We start from the raw sequence: 24,607 nt of genomic DNA on the forward strand, positions 1-24,607 counted from the left end.
GGCACCCGCTCATCCGGCGCCGGCCACGTCTCGTACGGCCCCACGCAGGAGTGCGGCGTAGGTGTCGAGGTCCGGGACGACCGCCGGATCGGCGTGCAACGACAGGGTGACCGTGTCCCCCAGCCCGTGGATACCGTGCGTGAGATGCATCACTGCGCCGACCGCGGGAAACCCCGCCGTGAAGCGGACCGGGGCCCCGCCGAAACGCAGATCGGCCGCGCCGCGGTCGACGCTGGAGACGACGGTGTGACCGGTGATCCGTTCCGGTACCGCATCGATCGGATAGTTCCGCACATCGCGCCGCAGCAGCAGCGCCGGTAGGGCCGCGGTCACCGCGTCCTGCGCGTCGAGCAGCGGGTGGACGGCCCGTTCTCGCCGGGCGGCCAGGTCCGCGGCGATCGCCGCGGCACGCCGCAGCGGGTCCTCCTCGCCGATCGCCAGGTCCACGCCGAGGCTCCGGTAGTTGTTGCGGACCCCGGGGCGGGGCGGTGTCGCCATCGGCACCTGAGCGCCCAGGGCAGTGGCCGCCGCACCGCGCTCACGCAGATACCGCTGGAGCGCGAGCGATATGACCGTCAGCCCCACGACGGTGACACTGTGGCCCGGCATCCGGAAGTCCGCGGTCCGGCAGACCAGCATCCGCACCGTATGGCCGCTGCCCTCGCCCGGCACATTGAGTACGCCCGGCGGATATCCCGGCGCGGCCGGGGGCACGCGCCCGGCCGCGGTGAGCTCCGCGAGTCGGGTCCGGGCCCGGCCGGCGGCGAGCCCGCGCCGGAGGGTCCGGGCGATATCCAGCGGCAGGGCCAGGCCCGCGCGCCCCGCGCGCCCGGCGATCCCGGAGCGCGGAAGGGGACGCGGTCCCGGCGTGGTGCCGGGACCGGGACTGCCGGTGAACAGCGCACGGGCGATTCGCGACGCGCCTCGGCCGTCGACCAGTGCGTGCGATACCTGCAACACCACCACGGTCACCACCGGGTCGGGCGCCGGGCTGTCCCGGATACCACGAAAGACGTGCAGCCGCCAGGGGTGTTCCCCGGCATCTACTCCGGTGCCCAGTAGCCGCCCCAGGGCCGCGAGCAGCTCGGACCAGTCCGGCCGGTCGAGCCGGTGCGTCACGAACTGGGCCGGATCGGGTTCGGCGGGAATCCACACCGGGTAGGACAGACCGGTGGGGTCCGGGCGCAACCGGACCGCGAGCTCGGGGATCGCGGCACATCGCCGACCGACCGCCTCGCGCAAACGCGCGTTCTCCCAGGTCGATTCGGCGAAACAGTAGAGGAGGAACTGGTCGTTGCGAGTACGCCGGGAGAGCCAGTACATGGTCGCGTCCGGGGGCGCCAGCGGGATCACCGGCCGACCCTAATGGAAGTCGTCCAGCGGTACGCATCCGCGGTCCGCGCACGCAAAGGCCCCGGACCCGACGACGGGTCCGGGGCCGTCTTGCCTGATATCGGGAAAACCGTCAGGCGCCGCGGAAGTCCGCTGCCGATACGCCGGACACGAATTCGGCCCACTCGCCCGGCGCGAAGGCCAGCATCGGCCCGCTGCCGTGATCCTTCGTATCACGGACCGCCACGTTGCCGTCTACCAGAAATGCCACCTCCACGCAGTTCCCGTCCGGGCCGCTGTATGTACTCTTCCGCCACACAGCACCCGTCATATCCACCTTCACGGCACTGCACTCCTTCGCTGCGTCGATAATGATATTCGATTCCTGCACAGTTCCTGACTAGCTGGTATCCGACGGATACCGCCGAATACACGGATGCACGCGCAGATAGCGAGTAAATATCCGGTATGCCAGGATCGGACTCGCACTTCCGCGAACACATCTGACGCGGTGACCAAAACCCCATGTAAGGGCGGCCCGCGCTTCGAACACTAGCAGGTTCACACCGGATTTGCCGCTCTCTTGCGAACTGCGCCAATGCGTTTGGCAACACCGCTAAGATGCCGTATTGCTGCGTAATTGCGGACTTATAAGGATGACTTTGCTTCAAAAAAACCGGAGCGGGCCCATTAATAGCCCGAAGTGATTGTTATGTGATCACCCGATTGCCATTTGTCAATACCCCTACCACTTCGGCGGTCAGGCCACGGCGGGATGATGGCGGCATGCCCGAACGCGATCGAGACGAACAGGGGCGAGCCACCAACTCCAGGCCCCGGGACCGGCTGGGGCGTCCCCTGCCGCCGGGAAGTCCCGGCGTCCCGCGCATACCCGACGACCTGGACCTCGCGCCCGCAGCGGCCCTCGACTACGCCCAGCGACTGCTGGATCAGGGGCTTGCCTTCAACGCGCACGAAGTATTGGAGTCGGTCTGGAAAAACGGCCCCGACGCCGAACGGATGCTGTGGCAGGGTCTCGCGCAGTACGCGGTCGGCCTCACCCATATCCAGCGCGGGAATCCGAAAGGCGCACGTACGCTGCTCGAACGCGCTGTCGGACGGCTCCGCGCCTTCGACCCCGCCGCCGCCGGATACCCGACCGGTGAACTCCCCTACGACCTCGACGGACCGGGTCTCATCGCCCACGCCGAAGCCCTGCTGATCGAGCTGGCGGCCACGCCGGACAGCAACGGCGTCACCACAGGACACGAGCGCCCGACGGCACCGGACAGCGACCGGAGCGGGCTGATGCCCCGGCTACGCCGAGGACTGCCATGATCCCGATGCCGCCCACCGCCTCCACCGCACCGGCGGGGCGGTACGCGCCCAGCCCTTCGGGGGATCTGCATCTGGGCAACCTGCGCACCGCCCTCCTGGCCTGGCTCTTCGCCCGCGGCAGTGGCCGCGGGTTCGTGCTGCGTGTCGACGATCTGGACCGGGTACGGCCCGGTGCCGAGGAACGCCAGCTCGCCGACCTGCGGGCCATCGGTATCGATTGGGATGGTCCGGTGACCCACCAGTCCGACCGTCTCGACCACTACGCCGCGGCCGTGGACCACCTCACCTCCGCCGGACTGACCTACGAATGCTTCTGCACCCGACGGGAAATCCAGCAGGCCACCGCCGCGCCGCACGGCCCGCTCGGCGCCTACCCCGGCACCTGCCGTGACCTCTCCCCTGCCGAGCGCGCGCGGCGTCGTGCGGCCGGCCGCCCCGCCGCGTTGCGGCTGCGTTCGGCACCTAGGGAATTCGAGATCACCGATCGCCTGCACGGCCGATACCGAGGCCCGGTGGACGATCTGGTGCTGCGCCGCGGTGACGGGATACCCGCCTACAATCTGACCGTCGTGGTCGACGATGCCGAGCACGGCGTGGATCAGGTGGTGCGCGGTGACGATCTGCTCCCGTCCACACCTCGGCAGGCCTATCTCGCGACGCTGCTCGGACTACCGGTACCGGAGTACGCGCATGTGCCGCTGGTACTCAATACCGACGGCAAGCGACTGGCCAAACGCGACGGTGCGGTCACCCTGGCCGATCGGCTGGCACTCGGGGAAACAGCCGACCGGGTGGTGGGAATGCTGGCCCGCTCGCTCGGCCTGACGGGCCACAGCGCGGCCGAACTGCTCCCCGGATTCGACCCGGGCCGGCTGCCCCACGACCCCTGGGTGCTCGACCCCGACAGCTTGGTGGTCGCGGGCCGCTGTCCGTAACCTGGCCTGCGACCAGATCTTCGGATTTCGAGTTCAGGCAGGCGAGATGACCAGTGGCGGGTACGACCCCAGCAACCACCCCCAGGCCGGGCAGCCATACGGGCAGTCCCCGCAGTACCCACAGCCCGGGCAGTACGCGCCCCAGCCGGGCCGGTACGCGCCCCAGCCGGACCCGTACGCTCCCCAGCCGCCGCAGTACGCCCCGCCGACCGGACAGCCACAGCCCTACGGTCAGCAGACCCCGCCCGCCCCTCCGGCCCCGCCCGCTCCCCGCTACCAGCAGACGGTGTTCCCGGAAGCGCAATACGGGGGACAGCAGTACGGGCACTACCAGCCCGCGTTCGGCGTCCCCGGCAACCTGTGGCCGCGGTTCGCGGCCCGCCTGATCGACAACCTCATCATCGCGCTACCGCTGGCCCTGCTGCTGAACTTCGTCCTCATGCCGAACCTGACCGGTCTCACCGGACCGGCGGTCAGCTACGCGATCATCTTCGCGGTCACTCTCGTGTACTACGTGCTCATGGAGTGGAAGACCGGCGCCACGCTGGGCAAGAAGATCCTGGGCCTCAAGGTCGTGGCGCCCGACGGGGCGCCCACGGTGCCGCCGCTGCTCTCGCTGAAGCGCAATATCTTCCTGGCGGTACTGATCGTGCCCTGTGTGGGCTGGGTGGCCGGGGCCGCGCTCATGCTCTACACGGCCGCCACCCTCGACAAGGACCCGAACCGGCAGGGCTGGAACGACAAACTCGCGGGCGGTACCCAGGTCGTCGCGGCCTGAGTACCCGGCGGGTCAAGCGCCCGCGGCGCTCGCCACGATCATCACCACGAACCAGATGAGCCCCAGGGCGATCAGACCGACCCCGATCCAGATACCGGCGAGCGCCATTCCGCGCCCCTCCTGGCCGCTGGCGCGAATCTGATTCAGCGAGATCACACCCAGGATGATCCCCACGATCGAGGTGGCGCCGCAGGTCGCGAACCCGGCCAGCGAGGTGACCAGTGAGGCGATCGCCAGGCCGTTGGTACCGCGGTTGGCCGGGTAGCCGTAGGGCTGGTAGGACGCCGGATAACCGGCTCCCGCCGCACCGTAGGGCGAGTAGGACGGCGACCCGGGGTAGGGGGCCGCGGGCGGCGGGGTCGCGTACGACGGCTGTCCGGGCGGCGGTGTGGGGGACGCGGCCGGAGTGGAAGGGTACTGCGGTGCCGACGGATAACTGGAAGGTTCGGACGGATGCTGCCCGGCAGCGGGGTCCGACGAGACGCCCGACCCCCCGTATTGCTTCCACCACTCGTCGGATCCACCGGGGTTCGTCATGACTACAGCCTATTCGAGAGTTTGATTGGATAGTCGGGTGGAAGATTCGAACGAAACCCCCTTACCCGGCAAGTCTGGACACCCCGCGCCCGCGCATGCGGCCCACGCACAGGTGGCGCGGGGGTACTACACACCGATCGTCGTACTGTTCACCGCAACGCTCATCATCTCCAATATCTGCGCGACCAAGGGGGTGCAGTTCTTCTCCGGCAGTTCGCTGACCCTCGGACCGCTGGAGGTCCTGCCGATCACCACCGACGCCGCGTTCTTCCTGTTCCCCCTCGCCTACATCCTCGGTGACGTGCTCAGCGAGGTCTACGGATTCCGTGCCACCCGGCACGCTGTCTTCTATGGTTTCGCCGCACTGCTGCTGACTGTTATCTGCTTCGCCGTGGCGATCCACCTGCCCGCCGCGGTGTTCTACGAGAACCAGGACGCTTTCCGCAGCGTCATCGGCACCACACCGCAACTGGTCGCCGCCGGCCTGGCCGGTTATGTGGTCGGTCAGCTGCTCAACTCCGCGACACTGGTACTGATCAAGGAACGGACCCGGGAGAAATATCTGTGGGCGCGGCTGATCGGCTCGACGGTGGTCGGCGAACTCGCCGATACGCTGATCTTCTGCTCGATCGCCGCAACGGCCATCGGTATCGACAGCTGGGGTCAGTTCGTCAACTACGTGATCATCGGGTTCCTGTGGAAAACGCTGTGCGAGGTGCTGGTACTACCGGTGACCTACCAGGTGATCGCACTGCTGAAGAAACACGAACCGACCTACGCCCCGAGCGACGCCGCCCCGCTGCGCTCCTGACCCGGACCTGTTGTGCCCGGTCATCGCACCGGGCACAACACACTCCGGTCCACACTCGGCTACCACCGCCCGGCACGCCCGCACCCACTTCGCCTACTCCGGAGCGTCAGCGTTCACGGTCGGAGCCCGCCCCGATCCTGAAGGACGGAGCGAAGGAGCGTGTGCAGTCGCCAGTTCAGAGAACGCCGACCATTGAGCACCGACAGTGACCTGAGCCTCCCCAGGCCGGTCGAAGCGCACGACAACATCCACCTTCCGCTCTACTCCGGATGGTCCACCTCAGTGGTCGGGGCCCGCCCCCGATTCTGGACCGACGGAGCGAAGGAGCGCAGCGACTGAACGCGTGCGGCCGACCGTCCAGACAGCGGCGACCATCGAGCACTGACAGAGTCGTGAACCTTCCCACGCCGGTCCAAGCGCACGACAACATTCACCTTCCGCCTACTTCGGGTTGGTCCACCTCAGTGGTCGGGGCCCGCCCCCGATTCTGGACCGACGGAGCGAAGGAGCGCAGCGACTGAACGCGTGCAGTCGGCCGTCCAGAGATCGGCGACCTCGAGCACTGAGAATGGTCGTGCACCTCCCCCGGCGGAGCAAGGTGTACGTGAGCACTCATCTCCCGTCTTCTCCGGATGATCAGCATCCGCAGTTGGAGGCCGCCGAAATCACGGCGCGGTGATGCGTCCCTGCCAGCGGCCGAGTGCTTCGGCGCGGTACTCGTCGAAATAGCCTCCGTCGATACTGGCCCGGATACGGTCCACGAGGCGGATGGTGAAACGTTCGTTGTGGATCGTGCACAAGGTGGAGGCCAGCATCTCCTTGGCCTTGAACAGGTGGTGGATATAGGCGCGGGTGTAGTTCGCGCAGGTGTAGCAGTCGCAGGTCTCGTCGATGGGGGTGAAATCCCGTTTGAAGCGGAGGGTGTCGATATTGAACCGGCCGGCCTCCACGTAGATCCCGCCGTTGCGGCCCACCCGGGACGGGTTCACGCAGTCGAAGGTGTCCGCGCCGGCCTCGATCGCGGCGAACATATCCTCCGGTTCGCTGATCCCGAGCATATGGCGGGGCTTGTCCTCGGGTAGCTCGTCGCAGCACCAGCCGACGATGGTGCCGAGATTGTGCTTCTCCAGTGCCCCGCCGATCCCGTATCCGTCGAATTCGGTTCCCCCGGCGCCGCGGATCTCGGCCAGTTCCCGGGACGCCTTACGTCGCAGGTCCTCGTACTGCGCACCCTGCACGACCGCGAAAAGCGCCTGATAGGGCCGGTGTGCCCGCTCGGTGGTGAGCCGCTCGTGCTCATCGATGCATCGTTGTGCCCAGTCGTGCGTGCGCCGCACCGATTTCTCCTGGTACCCGCGGGTGTTCATCAAGGTGGTGAGCTCGTCGAAGGCGAACATGATGTCCGCGCCCAGTCGATGCTGGATCCCCATCGATACTTCGGGGGTGAAGCGGTGCTTCGACCCGTTCAGATGCGACCGGAAGGTCACCCCGTCGTCGTCCACGGTCGCCAGGCGTTCCTTGCCCTTGGCGATGACGTCGTCGCTGCGTACATCGACGGTCTCCATGGCCAGGACCTTCTTGAATCCCACCCCCAGCGACATCACCTGGAAGCCGCCGCTGTCGGTGAAGGTGGGACCCGGCCAGTTCATGAAGGCCGCCAGGCCGCCGGCCTCGTCGACGATATCCGGGCCGGGCTGCAGGTACAGGTGGTAGGCGTTGGCCAGCAGGGCCTGCGCCCCGAGTTCCTTCATCGCCTCCGGCAGCACCGCCTTCACGGTCGCCTTGGTACCGACCGGGACGAAGGCGGGGGTCGCGACGGTTCCGTGCGGGGTCCGCAGCACCCCGGTGCGGCCGTGCCGCCCCTCGAGGCGGGTACCGACACTGAACGAGAATCCGACGCCATCCGACACGGCGCACATCCTCTCAGGCAGTACCGAGCGGGCACGAGCGAGGGGCCTGCACGGTCGGCTGCGCTACCTGCTTCGGGCCTGGCACCCTCACACCAGGGTCGACCAGCGCGAGCGAGCGCTCCGCACGGTCGAGCTGCGTCGGTTCCTTCCGCTCCGGCCCACTCGGGCCGGGTCAGGCCTCGACCGCGGCCGCCGCGAACTGGGCGCTGTAGAGCCGGTAGTACGCTCCTTGCCGCGCCAGCAGATCGTCGTGCGCCCCGGTCTCCACGATCCGGCCCGCCTCCATCACCACGATCAGGTCGGCGTCGCGGATGGTGGACAGGCGGTGCGCGATGACGAAGCTGGTCCGGTCGCGCCGCAATTCCGCGGTGGCCTGCTGCACCAGCAGTTCGGTGCGCGTATCGACCGAACTCGTGGCCTCGTCCAGCACCAGGATGGCCGGTTTGGACAGGAAGGCCCGCGCGATGGTGATGAGCTGTTTCTCACCCGCGCTGACCCCGGTGCCCTCCTCGTCGATCACGGTGTCGTACCCGTCCGGCAGGGCGTGCACGAACCGGTCCACGTAGGCCGCGCGGGCGGCGGCGAGGATTTCGTCGTCGTTCGCGGTGGGATCGCCGTAGGCGATGTTCTCCCGGATGGTCCCCTTGAACAGCCAGGTGTCCTGCAGCACCATCCCGATCCGCGAACGCAACTGCTCCCGGCTCAGCGCGGTGATATCGACGCCGTCGATGGTGATCACCCCCGAGTCGAGCTCGTAGAACCGCAGCAGCAGGTTGACCAGTGTGGTCTTACCCGCACCGGTGGGTCCGACGATCGCGACCACATGTCCCGGTTCGGCGACCAGCGAGAGGTCCTCGATGATCGGCGTCTCCGGCTCGTAGCGGAAGGAGACGTCGTCGAATTCCACTCGGCCGCGCTCGGGCGGCCGGGTGACCTTCTCGACCGGATCCGGGCTCTGTTCGGGGGCGTCGAGGATCTCGAAGATCCGCTCCGCCGAGGCCACCCCCGATTGCAGCAGGTTGGCCATGGCGCCGATCTGGGTGAGCGGCTGGCTGAACTGGCGCGAGTACTGGATGAACGCCTGCACCTCGCCCAGGGACAGCTGACCCGAGGCGACTCGCAGCCCGCCGATCAGCGCGACCAGCACGTAATTGATGTTCCCGAGGAACATCGACGAGGGCATGATCAGGCCGGAGATGAACTGCGCCCGGAAACTGGACTTGAAGAGGTGGTCGTTGCGCTCGTCGAACTCGGCGCCGACCTGCTTGCCGCGGCCGAACGCGGTGACCACCTCGTGCCCGGTGTAGGCCTCTTCCACCTGGGCGTTCACCAGTCCGGTGTACTTCCACTGGTCCACGAAATGCGGTTTGGAGCGTTTGGCGATCTGGGCGGTCACCACGACCACCGCGGGCACCGTCAGCAGGGCGACCAGGGCCAGCAGCCACGAGATCCAGAACATCATGCCGAGAATGCCGATCACCGTGAGCAGCGAGATGAGCAGCTGGCTCATGGTCTGCTGCAGGCTCTGCGAGACATTGTCCACATCGTTGGTGACCCGGCTGAGCACATCGCCGCGGGGCGCGGAGTCGAAGTAGCTCAGCGGCAGCCGGTGGATCTTGTCCTCGACATCGGAGCGCAGCCGTTTGATGACGCGGTTGATCGCGTCGTTGAGCAGGAAGGCTTGCAACCAGCCGAATATGGCGGCGCCGAGGTAGAGCGCGAGCACGAGCGTCAGTACCCGCCCGACCGCGTCGAAGTCGATGCCGACACCGGGGACGACGTCCATCCCCGACAGCATGTCGGCCATGGTGTCCTGCCCCTGGGCCCGCAGTCCCGCGATGGCCTGCTCTTTGCTCACCCCCGCGGGCAGCTGCCGGCCGACGACGCCGTCGAAGATCAGGTTGGTCGCCTTGCCGAGCAGGTACGGCCCGGCGATGTTCAGCACCACCGAGACGATGCCCAGCCCGATGATCACACCCACGCGCACACGCTCCGGCGCGAGTCGCCGTACCAGCCGTTTCAGCGAGGGTTTGAAGGATTTCGGTTTGGCGTCCGGTGCTCCCGCCGGCATTCCCGGCCTCATCGTGCTTCCTCCACACTCAGCTGGGATTCGACGATTTCGCGGTACTCCGCGCAATCGCGCAACAGTTCCTCGTGCGTCCCGACTCCCGCCATCTCACCGTCCTCGAGTACGACGATCCGGTCGGCGTCGCGAATGGTGGCGATCCGCTGGGCCACGATGATCACCGCGGCGTCCTCGGTCTCCGGGCGCAGCGCCGCGCGCAGCCGCGCGTCGGTGGCCACATCGAGCGCGGAGAACGAATCGTCGAACAGATACACCCGGGGCCGGCGCACCAGTGCCCGGGCGATGGCGAGCCGCTGCCGCTGCCCGCCCGAGACCGTGGTCCCGCCCTGCGCGATCGGTGTCTCCAGGCTCTTGGGCATGGCCCGGACGAAGTCGGCGGCCTGGGCGATCTCCAGGCAGCGCCACAGTTCCTCGTCGGTGGCATCCGGATCGCCGTAGCGCAGATTGCTCGCCACCGTCCCCGAGAACAGGTACGCCTTCTGCGGCACCAGCCCGATCCGCGACCGCAGTTCGGCCAGGTCGAGGTCGCGCACATCGGTGCCGCCGACCTCCACCGAGCCCTCGGTGACATCCATGAGGCGGGGGATCAGATTGAGCAGGGTCGTCTTACCGGACCCGGTGGAACCGACGATGGCCGTGGTCTCCCCGGGCCGCACCGCGAAATCGATCCGGCACAGCACCGGCTTCTCGGCACCGGGGAAGCTGAACGCGGCATCGCGCACCCGCACCTCGGCGGGATCGCCCCGGAATGGCTTCGGCAGGTCCGGCGAGCGCACCGACGCGGGGGTATCGAGAACCTCGGAGATCCGGTCGGCCGAGACGGCCGCGCGCGGGGCCATCATGGCCAGGAACGACGCCATCATGACGGCCATCAGGATCTGCATGATGTAGGAGAGCAGCGCGGTCAGCGAGCCGATCTGCATCTCACCCGCGTCGATGGCCTTTCCACCGAACCAGATCACCGCCACCGAGGTCACATTGCTGATCAGCATGACCGTCGGGAACATGAGCGCCATCAACCGGCCCACCCGCAGCGAGATATCGGTGAGGTCGGTATTGGCCACCCCGAACCGCCACGTCTCGAGCGGCTCCCGGACGAATGCGCGGACCACTCGGATACCGGTGATCTGCTCGCGCAGCACCCGGTTGACCTGGTCGAGCCGGGCCTGCATCTGCCGGAACGCCGGCACCATGCGGGCGATGATGAACCCCATGCTCAGCGCCAGGGCCGGCACCGCGATCAGCAGCAGCCAGGACAAGCCGAAGTCTTCGCGCAGCGCCATGACGATGCCGCCGACACACATGATGGGCGCCATCACCGCCACGGTGGCGGCCATGACGATGAGCAGCTGGACCTGCTGGACATCGTTGGTGTTGCGGGTGATCAGCGAGGGGGCGCCGTACATGCCGACCTCCCGGGCCGAGAAGGAGCCCACCCGGTGCAGCAGGGCGCCGCGCAGATCGCGGCCCGCGCTCATCGCCGCCTGCGCGGCCAGGAACACCGAGGACGCGGAGGCGATGATCTGTACCCCGGAGACCAGCAGCATCCGCAGCCCGGCCGTCCAGATGTAGCCGATATCGCCCTTGGTGACCCCTTCGTCGATGAGGTCGGCGTTCAAGCTCGGCAGGTACAGCATCGCGATCACCGAGATGAGCTGTAGGGCCACGATCCCGGTCAACTGTTTCCGGTACGGGCCCAGGAAACCACGGAGCAGTCGGATCAACATGATGACCGCACGCTACCGTCTGCCCCGGTGGGACGCCCTGTGATTTCCGGCGGTTCGGTGCGGTGCGGTTCTCGCCGGACCCAGGCGCCCGGGTCGGCGGTGAGCGTCCCGATGAAGTCCGGCAGTCCGTTCGCGGCGATATCGGCCAGGCTCACGTTCTCCAGCACCGCGCGCAGATTCACCCGCAGCGCGATCCACACCTGTCGCAGTGGTTCGGCGACGCCCGCGTACTGCACTTCTTCGGGCCGCAGGCCGCGCACGGAGGCGAGCGGGCCCTCGAGGGCGCGGATGACATCGGCGATGGAGATATCGGCGGCCGGACGGGCCAGCCGGTAACCGCCGTCGGGGCCGCGCCGGCTGGTCACCAACCCGGCCCGGCGCAGCTCGGCCAAGACGCTCTCGAGCACTTTGGGTGGTATGCGCTGCGCCGCCGCGATGGACTCCGCCTTCACCGCGACAGCCTGATCGGATGCCGTGATCTCGAGCAGCGTCCGCACGGCATGATCCACCTTGGCGGTGATGTGCACGACTGACCTGACCTTTCGCTGTGCCGGGGCACGATGACGCGACAAACCTAGTCGGCGCCGAGTTGCAGAACAGCGAGCGCCGCGTCCAGCAGCGTCGCCTCCACCACATCATCTCCCGCGTCGTGCGCGATCTCGTTCGAAATCAGCGCAACGGCCAGGATTTCCATGGCGGCGCTCGCCCGCAGCAGCCGGACCGCGGTGGGTGCGGGCCCGGCGAGCCAATTCCGTAGCGCTTTGTTGGCGTCCACGATCACCGGATACTGGTCGGCCAGCGCGTTGACGATCGGAACGGCATTGCGCAGCATCATCTCGCCCGCGTCGCGGTGCCGGATCATGGTCCGGATATAGGACTGCAGCGCGGTCCGGCGGGCAGCGGCGTCGGGGGGCATCCGCTCTACTTCCTCGGCGAGTGCGCGCAGATCGTCGAGGAGCGGATCGACGATCGCCACGAGCAGTTCCAGTTTCGAGGCATAGTGATAGTAGAGCGACGGCTTTGTGATTCCGACCGCATCCGCGACTTCGCGCAGGCTCGTCTCTTCGTAGCCCTTGGCCACGAACAGCCGCACGGCGGCGTCCAGGATGGCCCGCTTGGTATCTCGACCTGCGGTAACGTGGTCGCCAGTTCTGCGATTCGCCATGCTCGGCCCCTTCTCGTTCTCCCGGTGGCAGGTCCGGTCGGCACCGGAAGTCGAGCTTGTTCCTCCACTTAACCTACCGGTAGCCTACCTACCGTACGGTAGATACATCTGGCGTCCACCGTGTAGGCGGATCCACCGGCTCCGGGCACGCGAAAGCGTCCGGCCCGCGCAGCCCCGGTCCGCGATAGCGACGTCGGCCGTCAGTTCGTCACGCGCAATGACCACACCGTCCCGGCCTCGCTAGGAGAAATCCCTCGTGTCCGTATTCCTGTACAGATGGGGAAAGTTCGCTTTCCGCCGGAAATGGATAGTGCTGCCCGTCTGGGCGCTGATCCTGGTACTCCTCGGTGGGGCGGCGGCCACGCTGTCCAAACCCTTCCAGGACAGCTTCGAGATGCCGGGACTACCGTCGGAGAAGGCCACCGGCATCCTCGAGGAACATATGCCGCAGATGGCGAAGATGTTCAGCATCGACGCCATCAACGGCACCTATGTGATCGCGGCCCAGAATGGCAAGCTCACCGACGAGCCGAATATGGCCGCGCTCGACGCGCTGGTCCAGCGGCTGAACGAGCTCGACATCGTCGACCACACCGAGCAGGCCGTCAACCCCGTTCTCGCCACCTCCATGATGCCCGCCAGCCCGGAGGCAGCCAAGGAACAGGCGCAGGCCGCGGCCGAACTCGCGCCCGGCGAGGCTCCGCCGTTGCCGGAGCCGAACTGCCTGGACGGCCGGAGCTCACCGGAGTTCAAGGGCCTGTGCGGCGGCGCTCCGCTGAACGTGCTCAACGAGAGCAATCCGGAAACCGTCGCCGTCCTCGACGTGAAATTCACGATGCCGACCTTCTCCGATATCACCGAGGAGAACCGGCAGGCCGCCGAGGCCATCGCCCAGGAGGGCCGCAACGCCGGCCTCACCGTGGAGCTCACCGGCGCCATCGCCCAGACCCAGGCCGAATCCGGCCAGGCAGAGATGATCGGTATCGGGGTCGCGCTGATCGTCATGATCATCGCCTTCGGTGCCATCGTTGCGGCGTTCGTCCCGATCGTCACCGGCATCGTCGGTGTCGCCTGCGCGGGCGCGCTCATCCTCACCGGCACCTCGCTGACCGAGGTCCCGACATTCACCCCGATTCTGGCCTCCATGATCGGCCTGGCGCTGTCCATCGACTACGCGCTGTTCATCGTCTCCCGGTACAAACACGAGCTGGTGGTCCAGGACTCGCCCGAGGAAGCCGCGGGTGTCGCGGTCGGTACCGCCGGTTCGGCCGTGGTGTTCGCCGGGCTCACCGTGGTGATCGCGCTGCTCGGGCTGTCGGTGGTGGGGATCGGCTTCCTCACCATGATGGGTATCGGCGGGGCCATCGCCGCGGGGTTCGCGGTCCTGGCCGCCATCACCCTGATGCCCGCGCTACTCGGCGCGCTCGGGCGGTTCCTGTTCAAACCGAAACTGCCGCTGGTCGCCCGGCACGACCCCGAGGACGACGATTCGGTCACCAACGGGATGCGTTTCGCCCGGCTCATCGCCCGGGTGCCGGTGCTGACGCTGGTGGCGAGCGCGATCGTGCTGGGTGCGCTCGCCGCCCCGGCCACCCAGCTCAACCTGGGTCTGCCCGGTGGCGACAGCATGCCCGAGGACTCCTCGGTGCGTAAGGCCTACGAATTGCAGACCGAGGGCTTCGGTGAAGGCAAGAACGGCGCGCTGGTGGTCGCGGTCGATCTGTCCGAGACCCCGCGGGATCAGCGCGACACCGCGCTGACGGCATTGCGGGACGAACTGGCGAGCTACGACGGCGTGGACTACCTGAGCGTCGCGCAGCCCAGCCAGGACGGGCAGGCCGCGCTGTTCCAGGTGGTGCCCGACTCCGGTCCGAACAGCGCCGAGACCCAGGACCTGGTCGAACACGCCCGCGACGCCGAAGCCGCGTTGAAGGCGCAGTACGGCATGGAATACGGCGTCACCGGCCAGACCGCCATCTACGCCGACGTCAACCATGTCCTGCTGGCCAGCATCATCCCGTACCTGGCGATCGTCGCCGCGGCCGCGTTCGTCCTGTTGCTGCTGGTGTTCCGGTCCATCCTGGTACCGCTCACGGCCGCGCTGGGCTTCCTGCTGTCGATGGCCGCCACTTTCGGCGTCACGGTGCTGATCTTCCAGGAGGGTGCCTTCGGCATCGTCAAGGACACCCATCCGATCATCAGCTTCCTGCCCATCGTGCTGATCGGCCTGGTGTTCGGGCTGGCGATGGACTACCAGGTCTTCCTGGTGACCCGCATGCGCGAGGAGTACGTGCACGGCAAGAATCCGAAGGAGGCGATGGTCAGCGGCTACCACCACGGCGCCCGCGTGGTCACCGCGGCCGCGATCATCATGATCTCGGTATTCGGCGGCTTCATGCTCTCGCCGGACATCACCTCCAAGTCCATGGGCTTCGCCCTGGCGGCGGGTGTGTTCTTCGACGCCTTCCTGGTACGGATGGTGCTGATCCCGTCACTGCTGGCGCTGCTGGGCAAATGGGCCTGGTGGATGCCGGCCTGGCTGGACCGGATCCTGCCGGATATCGACGTCGAGGGGACGAAGTTGCGCGAGCTCCAGCAGCGCGCCAAGACCCCCGCGGCCGAAACCGAACCCGCCGGAGTCTGATCCACCGGTCTCTCGTCGAACGGCCGGCGTCCGCTGCGGACGCCGGCCGTTTCGTTGCTTCCGGGTCGCGCTCCGGTAAGCAATAACGCGCAGCGCCGGATGCAGAGCCCGGGCGGCCGACGCCGGGCAGGCAGCGCCAGGCGGGCGGACACCGTCAGCCGACGCAGCGTCTGCGGAGCAACGGGCGGGCAGCGCCGGTAAACCCACTCAGCGCCGAACGGGCAACGCCGGTAAACCCCACTCAGCGCCAGGCGGGCAGTTCCGGCAGCGGCCGCGGCAGCGCGCTGTCCGCGCCGCGTCCCAGCAACCAGGCCAGCAGCGCCGACGCCGGGCCCGATACGACCTGTTCGGGTTCCCCCGCCCCGACGATCGCCGTGAAACCCGTATCGGTCGCGTCGAGCGTGAACGACCGCACCCCCGCACGCCCGCCCAGATCGACGGCGGCCTCGGCCAGCAGTTCGGCCACGAAATCGGGCGGCCAGTTCGCGTGCGTGTAACCGGCGTCCAGATCGAGGTGGTGGATCAGCACCTCCTGCAACCGCATCCACGGAATCCGGGTCGCCTCGATCGGGATGCCCTGCCTGGTCCGGACCTCCACCCGCCATTGCTCGGCGGAGAGCACTCCGGCCATCCCGGACAGCCGATCCGCCGACTCCACCAGGTCGGCGCGTTGTTCGGCGAGCGGGCGCGGCGCACCGGCCTCGATATCGGAGTCCCGCAGCGCCACACTGGCGTACTGCGGGGTCTCCACTCCGGTGTGCGCCCAGAGCAGCAGGTTGACCAGGCTGTCGGCATTGCGGGAAAGATGGGTCAGGACGTGGCCCCGGGTCCAGCCCGGCAGCGCGGAGGGAGCGGCGACCGCCGCGTCGTCCAGAGTGTCGACGGTGGCGAGCAGCGCACGGGTGGCGTCGGTGACCGCCTGCGTCCGCGCGGTGAGCAGTTCGATGAAATCGCTGGGCACGGCTTCCGACACTACTTCCGCGATACCCCTACGGCCCAGCGTTTTCCGGTTCCGGCGGATCGCCGCCCAGCGCCGCCTGCACGCGGTCGGCGGCTCGCAGCGGATCCTCGTGCTCCCAGATCCGGACGACCTGCCAGCCCGCCTCCCGCAATGCCGCGTCGGTGGCCCGGTCGCGCGCGACATTGCCCGCCAGTTTCTCCGCCCACCAGGCGGCATTGTTCTTCGGGTCGGTGGCGTGGTCGGGGCAGCGATGCCAGAAGCAGCCGTCCACATAGACCGCGATCCGCCGGCGCGGGAACACCACGTCCGCGCGGCGGCGCTGGCCCCGGATCGGCGCGCGGTCCACGAAATAGCGCAGGCCGCGCCGGTGCAGTTCCCGGCGCAACGCGAGCTCGGGTGCGGTGTGCGCACGCCGCTGCCGCGACATCCGCGCGCTGGTCGCCGCGTCTGTCGGCGGGCGCCACGGGCCGGAACGGTCGCCGGTCATGCCGCCCAGCCTCCCATCCGATCCAGATGGGCCTGCACATCGTCGAGGAACCCGGCCGGAAAACGCAGCGACCCCATCCCGGTGCGGCGTAGGAAGCCCGCGGTGGCCCGGGCCGACAGCAGCTGGGTGTCCGCGAGGAAGAATCGCAGGTCCTCGTAGGGGTCGTGCACGGGCCACGGTGAGATCGGCACCTCGAACGCCGATCCGGCGCGCCCCCACGCCGCGCCCGGCCACGGACTGCCCGGCGGCAGCGGGATATGCCCCGGTATCGGCTCGGCCGGGGTACGCAACCGGGAGCCGACCCACGCCGCCATCCGCACACTCACCGCGTTGCCCACCAGTTTCCAGCGTTGCCCCGGCCGGAACCCGGGCGTGTCCAGTGCCGGTTCGGTCCAGCCGGGCGCGAAACCCTGCAACCGCTCTCCGTCGGTGATCCCCGGCGTGACGATCTCCCCGGACGGCAGCCGTACCGCGGGCGGGCTGGCGATGCCGAGACCCGATCCGCCCTTCAGGGTCGGTACGGCATTGACCACCCATCCCAGGCCGCGCACACCCTCGGTCCAGTAGAAACCGCACGGGTCGTGTTCCGGGGAGCCCAGCAGTCGTGGTCCGGCATCGTCGGCGAACAGCACCGTACGTGGATCCTCGGTGCGCGAGGCCAGCATGATCACCCGGTTGCGCCGCTGCGGCAGCCCGAAAGCACGCGCGTCCACCACCCGGTAGGCCCAGGTGTAGCCGAGTTCGTCCAGCGCCGCGGTGATATGGCGCATGGCCGCCCCGCGACCGAGCTGCAGCATGAACGGCACATTCTCGATGAGCAGCCAGCGCGGCCCGCGTTTGCGCCGGACCAGCCGGAACACATGGTCCACCAGACTCGATCGGGTTCCGGTGATGCCGGCCGTGCGGCCCGCCTGTGACAGGTCCTGGCACGGGAAGCCCGCGGCGACCAGTTCGGTATCCGGCGGCAGTGCGCGCAGCCGCGTGATATCCGTATGCAGTTCGGCGTCGGGGAATCGGTTCGCCAGCACCGCCCGTGCGCCCGGGTCTATTTCACAGAGCAGAGCCGTCTGCCATCCGTGCGCCGACAGCCCGAGTTCGAGTCCTCCGATCCCGGCGAAAAGCCCCACCATCCGCGCGCCCGTCACGAAGTCCTCTCTCCATCCGGTCCGACTCCCGAAGGGAGGTTACTCCGCGAATTCTTCCGGCTTACCGGGTCGCGGTGCCCGAGTGGACGTTCGCCGTCCGGGCCGCTCTCCGGGTGCGGAGGGCAACCGTGAGATATACCACCGTCGCCTATGCGCCCGCCCCGCGAGTCGATCATGTGCTGATCGAGAGTTACTCAGCGACAACGCCATATAAACCCCTGGTCAAGGCGTTTATCACTGATGGTTTCAGGTTCCCGGTCCGGGCTCGGAGGTCTGGCAGGATGGGCGCCATGAAGTTGCGTGTCGGTCTGGCCACCGTGGTGTCGGGCGCTTTCGCCCTCTCCGGTGCGATCCTCCCCGGCGCCGCGGCGGCCGTCCCGGGACCGCTGCACGCCGCGCCCGCGCGCCCCGATACCGGTTCCGCCGAGGACCCCGGCCCGGTGGAGAGAACCGAACCGGTCCCGGCGCCGCACGCCGCGATCATCGGTGTCGAACCGGTGACCGACCGGCTGATGCGGGTGTTCGTCGATTCACCGGCCATGCACCGGACGGTGCAGGTGCTGGTGCTGCTACCCACCGACCGGAGCACCCCGCGTCCCACCGTCTACATGCTCGACGGCCGCAGCACCCAGCCCGACAGCAACAATTGGCTCGACCGCGGCAACGCCGCCCGGTTCTTCGCCGACAAGCCGGTCAATGTGGTGTTCACCGTGGGCGGGCCCGCCAGCTTCTACACCGATTGGCAGCAGCCCGACCCGGTGCTCGGCGTCAACAAATGGGAGACCTTCCTCACCGAGGAACTGCCCCCGCTGCTGGACGCCCGGTTCTTGGGGAACGGCCGCAATGCCGTGATCGGCACCTCGATGGGCGCCGAGGCCGCGATGATGCTCGCCATCCGCAAACCCGAGCTGTACTCGGCCGTCGGCGCGCACAGCGGCTGCTTCTCCACCGGTACCGACCTCGGCCAGGCCCAGGCCCGCGTCGTCATCTCCACCTACAAGGGCGATCCGGAGAACATGTTCGGCGCCCCCGACGACCCGGCCTGGCTCGCCCACGATGTGACCCTGCACGCCGCCGCGCTGCGCGGCAAAGCGCTCTACATCTCGGTGGGCAGCGGCCGGCCCGGTATCCACGACACCCTCGCCAACCCGGAAACCCCGACCAGCGTGGTGATGGGCGGGCCGCTCGAGGCCGCCACCGATTTCTGCACCCGCCGCCTGGCCCAGCGCCTCGACACCCTCGGCATCACCTACACGGCCAACTTCCGCCCGACCGGCACCCATTCGTGGCCCTACTGGGCCGACGAACTGGTCACCTCGTGGCCCACCATCGCCGGCGGAATCGGACTCGACTGAACCGCCGGTCAGGCGCCGGCGAAGCGGGCCGCGGTCTTCGGATCGGTCGCGAAACCCAGGAACAGATCGTTCTCGTGCGGATCGCCCGCCGTCACCCGGACCCCCTCACCGGCGAACGGGCGGATGAGCACCCCCGCCGCCGCGCTGGCCTCCGCGAATTCGGCGGTCGCGGCGTCCAGCGTGATCCACAGGAAGTTCGATTCGCTCACCGGCACCCGGTAGCCCGCCGCCAGCAGCGCGGTGCGCATCCGCTCACGCTCGGCGATCACCGCCTCGGTACGGTCCAGCAGTTCGGGCCGGGCCTCCAGGGAGGCGATGGCCGCGGCCTGCGCGACCCGGCTCACGCTGAACGGGATGTGTACCTTCAGCAGCGCCGCGATGACCTCCGGCGCGCCCACCGCGTACCCGACCCGCACACCCGCCAGCCCGTAGGCCTTCGAGAAGGTCCGCAGCACAACCACATTCGGCCGGTTCCGGGCCAGCTCGACCCCGTCGGGGTGATCACCGGGCGTGCCTCGCAGGTACTCGTAGTACGCCTCGTCCAACGCGACCAGGACATTGCCGGGCACCCGGTCCAGGAACCGTGCCAGCTCCGCCTTGCCGACGGCGGTACCGGTCGGGTTGTTCGGGTTGCAGACGAACACCAGCCGGGTCCGCTCGGTGACGGCATCGGCCAGCGCGTCCAGATCGTGGACGTGGTCACGCAGCGGCACGGTCACCGCGGTCGCGTTGCCGACCTGGGTGATGATCGGGTACGCCTCGAACGAACGCCACGCGTAGAGCACCTCGTCGGTCGGGTCCGCGCAGGTGATCTGCACCAATTCCTGGCACAGCGCCACGCTTCCGCAACCGACCGCGATATTCGCCGGCTCGACGCCGAGGAACTCCGCCAGCGCCGCTCGCAGTTCGCCGGACTGATTGTCCGGGTAGCGGTTGGCCAGTTCCACCGCCTCGGCGATGGCTTTGCTCGCGGCGGGTAGCGGACCGATGGTGGTCTCGTTGCTCGCCAGCTTGACCGCGCCGGGATGGCTGCGGCCGGGAACGTATGCCGGAATGGAATCGAGGTCCGGCCGGATGTGCGCGGTCACGTAACGAGCTTAGTTCCGGTCTCGATCGAGCCACGTTCGGGCTGCTCAACCACTAATTCTCCCCGGTCCCCGGATATCGCCCTACGCTGGGAACATGTCGGGCACTTATGACGATATCGCGCTGCTGCGGCGCGGCGAACCGGAAGCGAACGGACACGAGCAAGAGCCGACAGGGGCTGCCACCAGCCCGAAACCCGCCGAACATGTGCCCATCACAGTCATCGAACCGGAAGGTTTCGCCCGCGGCGGAATAGTTCTGTTGCACGAAGCCCGGGAGTTCACCGGATCGTTGCTGGAGTTCATGCGGGCCCTCGCGGGCGAGGGGTGGCTGGTCGTCGCCCCGAACCTCTTCCACCGCGCCACCGCGCCGTCGTCCGGGGTGTACGGCGACGAGCTCTTCGAGGATTTCGACGCCTGTTTCGACTGGCTCACCCACCGGGGCGTCTTCCCGGACTGCATCGGCGTGCTCGGGTTCGACACCGCCGGCACCGCCACTTTCCTCGTCGCCACCAACCGTCCCGTCGGCGCCGCGGTGAGCGTGGGCGCCACCGGCATCACTACCCCCATCACCGATCAGGCCGAAGCACTGGTGATGGCGGCACCGCGCCTACAGGCCCCGTGGCTGGGTCTGTTCGGCACCGAGGCGGACACCTCCGCGGACGATGTGGACGCTCTCCGCGACGCCACCGCCACCGCCGCGGTCGCCAGCCTCGTGGTCACCTACCCCGGTCTGCTCCATCGCGCCGACCATCCCGGCGGCGACGAGGACGGCGACGACCTGATCGACTCCCGAACCCGCATATTCGATTGGTTCGACAGCCATCTACGCTGATCGACCAGCCGTTTTGCAGTTTTCATACAAGCTCGGGTAGCCTTTCTGCTCGGCGGTTCGAAAGGACCGGTGCCCTCGAAGAGAAGGCTCCAGGAGGCGTGCCAGAGCGGCCGAATGGGACTCACTGCTAATGAGTTGTCCCTTCACGGGGACCGGAGGTTCAAATCCTCTCGCCTCCGCCACGCCCGGGAAACCGGGCGACAACTGAATACGCGTACGCGCCCGTAGCTCAACGGATAGAGCATCTGACTACGGATCAGAAGGTTAGGGGTTCGAATCCCTTCGGGCGCACAGAGATCGGCCTCCGACCCGCGAAAGCGGATCGGAGGCCGATCGGCGTTTCGAGTGCGAGCACCGGAATCCGCTCTTCCCCATACGAACGAGCCGTTCCTTTCCACTGGCGTGCCGATCGAGCACTGCTCGGACATCCGTACCCGGGTCCGAGACCGGCGGTGGTCCAGGGCCGGTATCGCTCGGCCCGCTCCGGCGCGCTCAGTCCTCGGCGTCGAGGCGAGTCAGCGCACCGAGAGGCATCGAGAACGGGTACCGGCCGGCCGCGTGCTCGTCGGTCGATTCGAGTACGGCGCGACCCTCGTCCGGATCGATCGCACGCACGACGAACACGGAACCACCCGACTCCCCGATACGCACCTTGTCGCCGATTTCGATCACACCTCGTAGCATAATCGAACGTGTGTGCGATCATCGGTAGCGACGGCGGTGCCGCGGCCGTGTCGTCCCTTCGCCGCACAGCACGGGCCCGTGGGATAACGATCCGGGAATTGGTTATACCGGCGGCGAGGACCGATTCCACGACAACCCGGGCCGGGAGGATGCAGACATGAGCGGCGACAACAACCTGTCCGAATCGGGACCCGAGGAACTGCTCGGCCGGAGTGACGACCTGACCGCTGTACGCGACCGCCTGATGGAACTGGGGGCGGCCGATGTGGCGACCGAACTCGACGAAGTCCTGTCCGCTGTCGCCGGCTACCACGAGCCCGATATCGAGAACTATCGCGACCGGGTGGAGCGGCGCATGGCCAAGATCGCGGACGTGCTCCGGGCCGTCGAGCAGGAAGACGCCGGTGACGGCGGGCGGATAGCGGAAGCGGTCACTCGGTATCGCGCCGGGATCGACTGAGCGCACCGGGCGGCCCGCCCGGGCAGCGCAGGCGGGTCCTTGGTTCGCCTATCGGCCCGTCGGTTGTCCGAGCGCTGCTCGGCGTTCTGCTAGGAGAACCGTGTCCGAGCGTCCGTCTGGTCCGGATCACCCGCCGGAGGGGCTGCGCGGGCGGCTCGGGCTGTCCGATGCGGTGGTGATCGGCCTGGGCTCGATGATCGGCGCGGGGATCTTCGCCACGCTCGGACCCGCCGCGCGGGCAGCCGGAGCCGGACTGACGGCGGGGCTGGTGCTCGCGGCGGTGATCGCCTACTGCAACGCCACCTCGTCGGCGCGGCTGGCGGCACGGTACCCGGTTTCCGGCGGCGCCTATGTGTACGGCCGGGAGCGGCTCGGGGAGTTCTGGGGTTTCGCGGCGGGCTGGAGTTTCGTGGTCGGCAAAACCGCCTCGTGCGCCGCGATGGCGCTGACCGTAGGCGCCTATGTGTGGCCGGACCGTGCCCATGCCGTCGCGGTCGCCGCCGTGGTGGCGTTGACCGCGATCAACTACCGCGGCGTGGAGAAATCGGTGTTGCTGACCCGGGTCGTGGTCGCCGTCGTGCTCGGCGTGCTGGCCGCTGTGGTGGTAGCGGCGTTCACCACCGGGCACGCCGATACGGCGCGGCTCGCGTTCGGCGACGAGGTGACCGTCGGCGGGATCCTGCAGTCCGCCGGGCTGCTGTTCTTCGCGTTCGCCGGCTACGCGCGTATCGCCACCCTGGCCGAGGAGATACGCGAGCCTTCTCGCACGATTCCGCGGGCGATTCCACTCGCGCTGGCCATCACGCTGGCCGTCTACGCAGTAGTCGCGGTGGCCGCGCTGGGCGTGCTGGGCCCCGGGCAGCTGGCAGAGACGACCGCGCCCCTCACCCAGGCCGTGCGCGCCACCGGCGTGACCTGGCTGGAACCCGCGGTCCGCGCCGGCGCCGCCGCGGCGGCGCTCGGCTCACTGCTCGCCTTGACCCTGGGGGTCTCGCGCACCGTGCTGGCCATGGCGCGCGACCGGTATCTGCCCGGAGCGCTCTCGGCGGTGCACCCCCGGTTCGGGGTGCCGCACCGCGCCGAGATAGGCGTCGGGGTGGTCGTCGCGGTGGTCGCCGCGACCGCCGATGTGCGTTCGGTCATCGGGTTCTCTTCCTTCGGCGTGCTCCTGTACTACGCCGTCGCCAACGCCTCGGCCCGGACCCTGACCCCGGCCGAGAACCGGCCACCGCGCCTGATCCCGGTCCTCGGCCTGGCCGGATGCCTGGTACTGGCCTTCACCCTGCCCTGGACGGCAGTGGCTTCCGGCGTGGCGGCTACCGCTGTGGGGGTGGCGGTCTACGTGATACGTGCCGGGGCACGGTAACCGACGAACCGCAGGGCCATATCCACCTGCCCAGCCCTACGGGGTCGACCCGAATCAGCCGCCGCGGAAGAAGGTCGAATGGCCGTGCGGGGTACTCCCGTTCCGAACCCACCCCTGTGCGATATCGCCCAGGTTCCACCAGCAGACGTGCCGCTCGTCCACGGATTCCAGCGACCACCCGGCCGCGAGGCGACCGAAGAAGGCGTCGTCGCCGGTTTTGCCACCTCGCGGCTCGCCCACGTAGATCAGGCGCCGGCCGCCCCGGGACTCGAAGAGTTCGAGGGCGGTCGACGCCATCCGATCGCCCCAGCCCGGAGGCCAGCACAGGAACAGGACCGATTCCTCGGTCAACCCGGCCGCGAACCCCTCGGCCGCGCCGACCGGGAACCACACCGCCGGATTCCCGGCGCTTCCGGGAAAGGACACGTTCTCGGTGGTGTCCGGGGGCGCGGAGTCCAACGCGGTCATCGTGACGCCCCGGTCGGCGAGCAGTTTGGCCCAGTAGCCGCGGCCCGCCCCCAACTCGACCACGGGGCGTCCCGCGCCGAAGGCAACTATCCAGTCCAGTGTCTCCGGCGACGGTATCGCGTATGCGTAGACGGCCTGCAGGATCGTCTGGGCGAACCCCAGTCGCACACTGCCCCGCGGGTTGCCGCCGTCGACGACCCGCCGGTCGCCGGCAGGCTCGGCGGCCGGGCCGACGATATCCCAGTACGGATTGCCCGACTCGGATTCGCCTCCGGTCATGTAGTGCACGAACCGCAGGTCGAAGGCCGCGTCGGCGTGGGGATCGCCGGTCCCGTCCAGCAGCGGCGCGGTGGCCAGATACTCGGCGACCTTCGGGTAAGCGGTCCGTAACCGGGCCTCGTCGTCGAGCAACGCGGCCAATTCGGTGCGGCGTTCGGGCGTCAGGACGAGACCGGTCATACCTTCGATTCTCCAGGGCGGCACGCGCTGCCCGGCGTT

The 24,607-nt window shown here is 68.5% G+C and carries 23 protein-coding genes and 2 tRNA genes; 11 read left to right on the forward strand and 14 right to left on the reverse strand.

The window, feature by feature from the left end; translation table 11 throughout:
• Nucleotides 1–9: 9 nt before the first annotated feature.
• Nucleotides 10–1,353: a wax ester/triacylglycerol synthase domain-containing protein gene (locus ABZV91_RS02515; RefSeq protein WP_355234212.1), complete on the reverse strand. Its 1,344-nt coding sequence runs from the start codon at nucleotides 1,351–1,353 to the stop codon at nucleotides 10–12.
• 112 nt (nucleotides 1,354–1,465) lie between these two features.
• Entirely contained in the window at nucleotides 1,466–1,723 is a 258-nt protein-coding gene (locus ABZV91_RS02520) for a DUF397 domain-containing protein (protein ID WP_355234215.1), read from the reverse strand.
• A gap of 395 nt (nucleotides 1,724–2,118) precedes the next feature.
• Here ABZV91_RS02520 and ABZV91_RS02525 point away from each other — a divergent pair, with 395 nt between their 5' ends.
• From ABZV91_RS02525 to ABZV91_RS02535, 3 genes are read left to right on the forward strand one after another with little or no spacing between them, the layout of a single operon-like run.
• Nucleotides 2,119–2,670 carry a DUF309 domain-containing protein gene (locus ABZV91_RS02525; RefSeq protein WP_355234218.1) on the forward strand — a complete coding sequence of 184 codons (552 nt, stop codon included), beginning with the start codon at nucleotides 2,119–2,121 and terminating at the stop codon, nucleotides 2,668–2,670.
• Nucleotides 2,671–2,675: 5 nt separating this feature from the next.
• Nucleotides 2,676–3,605 (forward strand): tRNA glutamyl-Q(34) synthetase GluQRS, encoded by a 930-nt coding sequence (gene gluQRS / locus ABZV91_RS02530; RefSeq protein ID WP_355234433.1) that lies wholly within the window; start codon nucleotides 2,676–2,678, stop codon nucleotides 3,603–3,605.
• A gap of 46 nt (nucleotides 3,606–3,651) precedes the next feature.
• On the forward strand, nucleotides 3,652–4,383 hold the full coding sequence (locus ABZV91_RS02535) for an RDD family protein (RefSeq protein ID WP_355234221.1): 732 nt from the start codon (nucleotides 3,652–3,654) through the stop codon (nucleotides 4,381–4,383).
• A 12-nt stretch (nucleotides 4,384–4,395) separates the two neighbouring features.
• Here ABZV91_RS02535 and ABZV91_RS02540 read toward each other — a convergent pair whose 3' ends face one another.
• Nucleotides 4,396–4,920, reverse strand: a complete 525-nt coding sequence (locus tag ABZV91_RS02540; RefSeq protein ID WP_355234224.1) for a DUF4190 domain-containing protein — start codon at nucleotides 4,918–4,920, stop codon at nucleotides 4,396–4,398.
• A gap of 37 nt (nucleotides 4,921–4,957) precedes the next feature.
• On the opposite strand from ABZV91_RS02540, the gene ABZV91_RS02545 reads away from it, so the two are divergent.
• A complete protein-coding gene (locus tag ABZV91_RS02545) occupies nucleotides 4,958–5,731 on the forward strand; it encodes a queuosine precursor transporter (RefSeq protein ID WP_355234227.1) in 774 nt (257 codons plus the stop codon).
• A gap of 665 nt (nucleotides 5,732–6,396) precedes the next feature.
• Here the strand turns inward: ABZV91_RS02545 and tgt are convergent.
• The 5 genes from tgt to ABZV91_RS02570 all read right to left on the reverse strand — a co-directional run bounded on the left by tgt (nucleotide 6,397) and on the right by ABZV91_RS02570 (nucleotide 12,619).
• Nucleotides 6,397–7,650, reverse strand: a complete 1,254-nt coding sequence (gene tgt / locus ABZV91_RS02550; RefSeq protein WP_355234230.1) for a tRNA guanosine(34) transglycosylase Tgt — start codon at nucleotides 7,648–7,650, stop codon at nucleotides 6,397–6,399.
• A 163-nt stretch (nucleotides 7,651–7,813) separates the two neighbouring features.
• On the reverse strand, nucleotides 7,814–9,712 hold the full coding sequence (locus tag ABZV91_RS02555; protein WP_355234233.1) for an ABC transporter ATP-binding protein: 1,899 nt from the start codon (nucleotides 9,710–9,712) through the stop codon (nucleotides 7,814–7,816).
• A gap of 8 nt (nucleotides 9,713–9,720) precedes the next feature.
• Nucleotides 9,721–11,454, reverse strand: coding sequence for an ABC transporter ATP-binding protein (locus ABZV91_RS02560; protein ID WP_355234236.1), 1,734 nt, complete (start codon nucleotides 11,452–11,454; stop codon nucleotides 9,721–9,723).
• Complete coding sequence (locus tag ABZV91_RS02565) at nucleotides 11,448–11,981, reverse strand: Rrf2 family transcriptional regulator (protein WP_355234239.1); 534 nt, start codon at nucleotides 11,979–11,981, stop codon at nucleotides 11,448–11,450. Before ABZV91_RS02565 ends, ABZV91_RS02560 begins: the two co-directional genes overlap by 7 nt.
• 47 nt (nucleotides 11,982–12,028) lie before the next feature.
• Nucleotides 12,029–12,619 (reverse strand): helix-turn-helix domain-containing protein, encoded by a 591-nt coding sequence (locus ABZV91_RS02570; protein ID WP_355234242.1) that lies wholly within the window; start codon nucleotides 12,617–12,619, stop codon nucleotides 12,029–12,031.
• Between the two features lie 256 nt (nucleotides 12,620–12,875).
• Here ABZV91_RS02570 and ABZV91_RS02575 point away from each other — a divergent pair, with 256 nt between their 5' ends.
• Complete coding sequence (locus tag ABZV91_RS02575; RefSeq protein WP_355234245.1) at nucleotides 12,876–15,263, forward strand: MMPL family transporter; 2,388 nt, start codon at nucleotides 12,876–12,878, stop codon at nucleotides 15,261–15,263.
• A gap of 241 nt (nucleotides 15,264–15,504) precedes the next feature.
• On the opposite strand, the gene ABZV91_RS02580 is transcribed toward ABZV91_RS02575, so the two are convergent.
• Genes ABZV91_RS02580 through dcm form a run of 3 tightly spaced genes read right to left on the reverse strand, consistent with a single transcriptional unit; the run spans nucleotide 15,505 to nucleotide 17,841 of the window.
• Nucleotides 15,505–16,224, reverse strand: a complete 720-nt coding sequence (locus ABZV91_RS02580; RefSeq protein WP_355234248.1) for a maleylpyruvate isomerase family mycothiol-dependent enzyme — start codon at nucleotides 16,222–16,224, stop codon at nucleotides 15,505–15,507.
• 28 nt (nucleotides 16,225–16,252) lie between these two features.
• Nucleotides 16,253–16,711, reverse strand: a complete 459-nt coding sequence (locus ABZV91_RS02585; protein WP_355234251.1) for a very short patch repair endonuclease — start codon at nucleotides 16,709–16,711, stop codon at nucleotides 16,253–16,255.
• The gene (gene dcm / locus ABZV91_RS02590; RefSeq protein ID WP_355234436.1) at nucleotides 16,708–17,841 is read right to left on the reverse strand and encodes a DNA (cytosine-5-)-methyltransferase; all 1,134 of its coding nucleotides are present in this window, start codon (nucleotides 17,839–17,841) and stop codon (nucleotides 16,708–16,710) included. Before dcm ends, ABZV91_RS02585 begins: the two co-directional genes overlap by 4 nt.
• A gap of 305 nt (nucleotides 17,842–18,146) precedes the next feature.
• On the opposite strand from dcm, the gene ABZV91_RS02595 reads away from it, so the two are divergent.
• Complete coding sequence (locus ABZV91_RS02595; RefSeq protein WP_355234254.1) at nucleotides 18,147–19,211, forward strand: alpha/beta hydrolase family protein; 1,065 nt, start codon at nucleotides 18,147–18,149, stop codon at nucleotides 19,209–19,211.
• An 8-nt stretch (nucleotides 19,212–19,219) separates the two neighbouring features.
• Here the strand turns inward: ABZV91_RS02595 and hisC are convergent, their stop codons facing one another.
• A complete protein-coding gene (gene hisC / locus ABZV91_RS02600) occupies nucleotides 19,220–20,299 on the reverse strand; it encodes a histidinol-phosphate transaminase (RefSeq protein ID WP_355234257.1) in 1,080 nt (359 codons plus the stop codon).
• A 94-nt stretch (nucleotides 20,300–20,393) separates the two neighbouring features.
• Between hisC and ABZV91_RS02605 the strand changes: the two genes are divergently transcribed.
• The 3 genes from ABZV91_RS02605 (at nucleotide 20,394) to ABZV91_RS02615 (ending at nucleotide 21,422) form a co-directional block, all read left to right on the forward strand.
• Nucleotides 20,394–21,131 (forward strand): dienelactone hydrolase family protein, encoded by a 738-nt coding sequence (locus ABZV91_RS02605; RefSeq protein WP_355234260.1) that lies wholly within the window; start codon nucleotides 20,394–20,396, stop codon nucleotides 21,129–21,131.
• A gap of 92 nt (nucleotides 21,132–21,223) precedes the next feature.
• A tRNA-Ser gene (locus tag ABZV91_RS02610) sits at nucleotides 21,224–21,313 on the forward strand.
• A gap of 36 nt (nucleotides 21,314–21,349) precedes the next feature.
• Nucleotides 21,350–21,422: transfer RNA gene (locus ABZV91_RS02615), tRNA-Arg, on the forward strand.
• Nucleotides 21,423–21,623: 201 nt separating this feature from the next.
• Here the strand turns inward: ABZV91_RS02615 and ABZV91_RS02620 are convergent.
• Nucleotides 21,624–21,803, reverse strand: a complete 180-nt coding sequence (locus ABZV91_RS02620; protein ID WP_355234263.1) for a hypothetical protein — start codon at nucleotides 21,801–21,803, stop codon at nucleotides 21,624–21,626.
• 169 nt (nucleotides 21,804–21,972) lie between these two features.
• Between ABZV91_RS02620 and ABZV91_RS02625 the strand changes: the two genes are divergently transcribed.
• Nucleotides 21,973–22,275: a hypothetical protein gene (locus ABZV91_RS02625; protein ID WP_355234266.1), complete on the forward strand. Its 303-nt coding sequence runs from the start codon at nucleotides 21,973–21,975 to the stop codon at nucleotides 22,273–22,275.
• A 100-nt stretch (nucleotides 22,276–22,375) separates the two neighbouring features.
• Entirely contained in the window at nucleotides 22,376–23,641 is a 1,266-nt protein-coding gene (locus ABZV91_RS02630) for an APC family permease (protein ID WP_355234269.1), read from the forward strand.
• Nucleotides 23,642–23,695: 54 nt separating this feature from the next.
• Here ABZV91_RS02630 and ABZV91_RS02635 read toward each other — a convergent pair whose 3' ends face one another.
• Entirely contained in the window at nucleotides 23,696–24,568 is an 873-nt protein-coding gene (locus ABZV91_RS02635; RefSeq protein WP_355234272.1) for a hypothetical protein, read from the reverse strand.
• Nucleotides 24,569–24,607: the final 39 nt, after the last annotated feature.

Source organism: Nocardia sp. NPDC004568 (assembly GCF_040609955.1).
Classification (GTDB): domain Bacteria; phylum Actinomycetota; class Actinomycetes; order Mycobacteriales; family Mycobacteriaceae; genus Nocardia.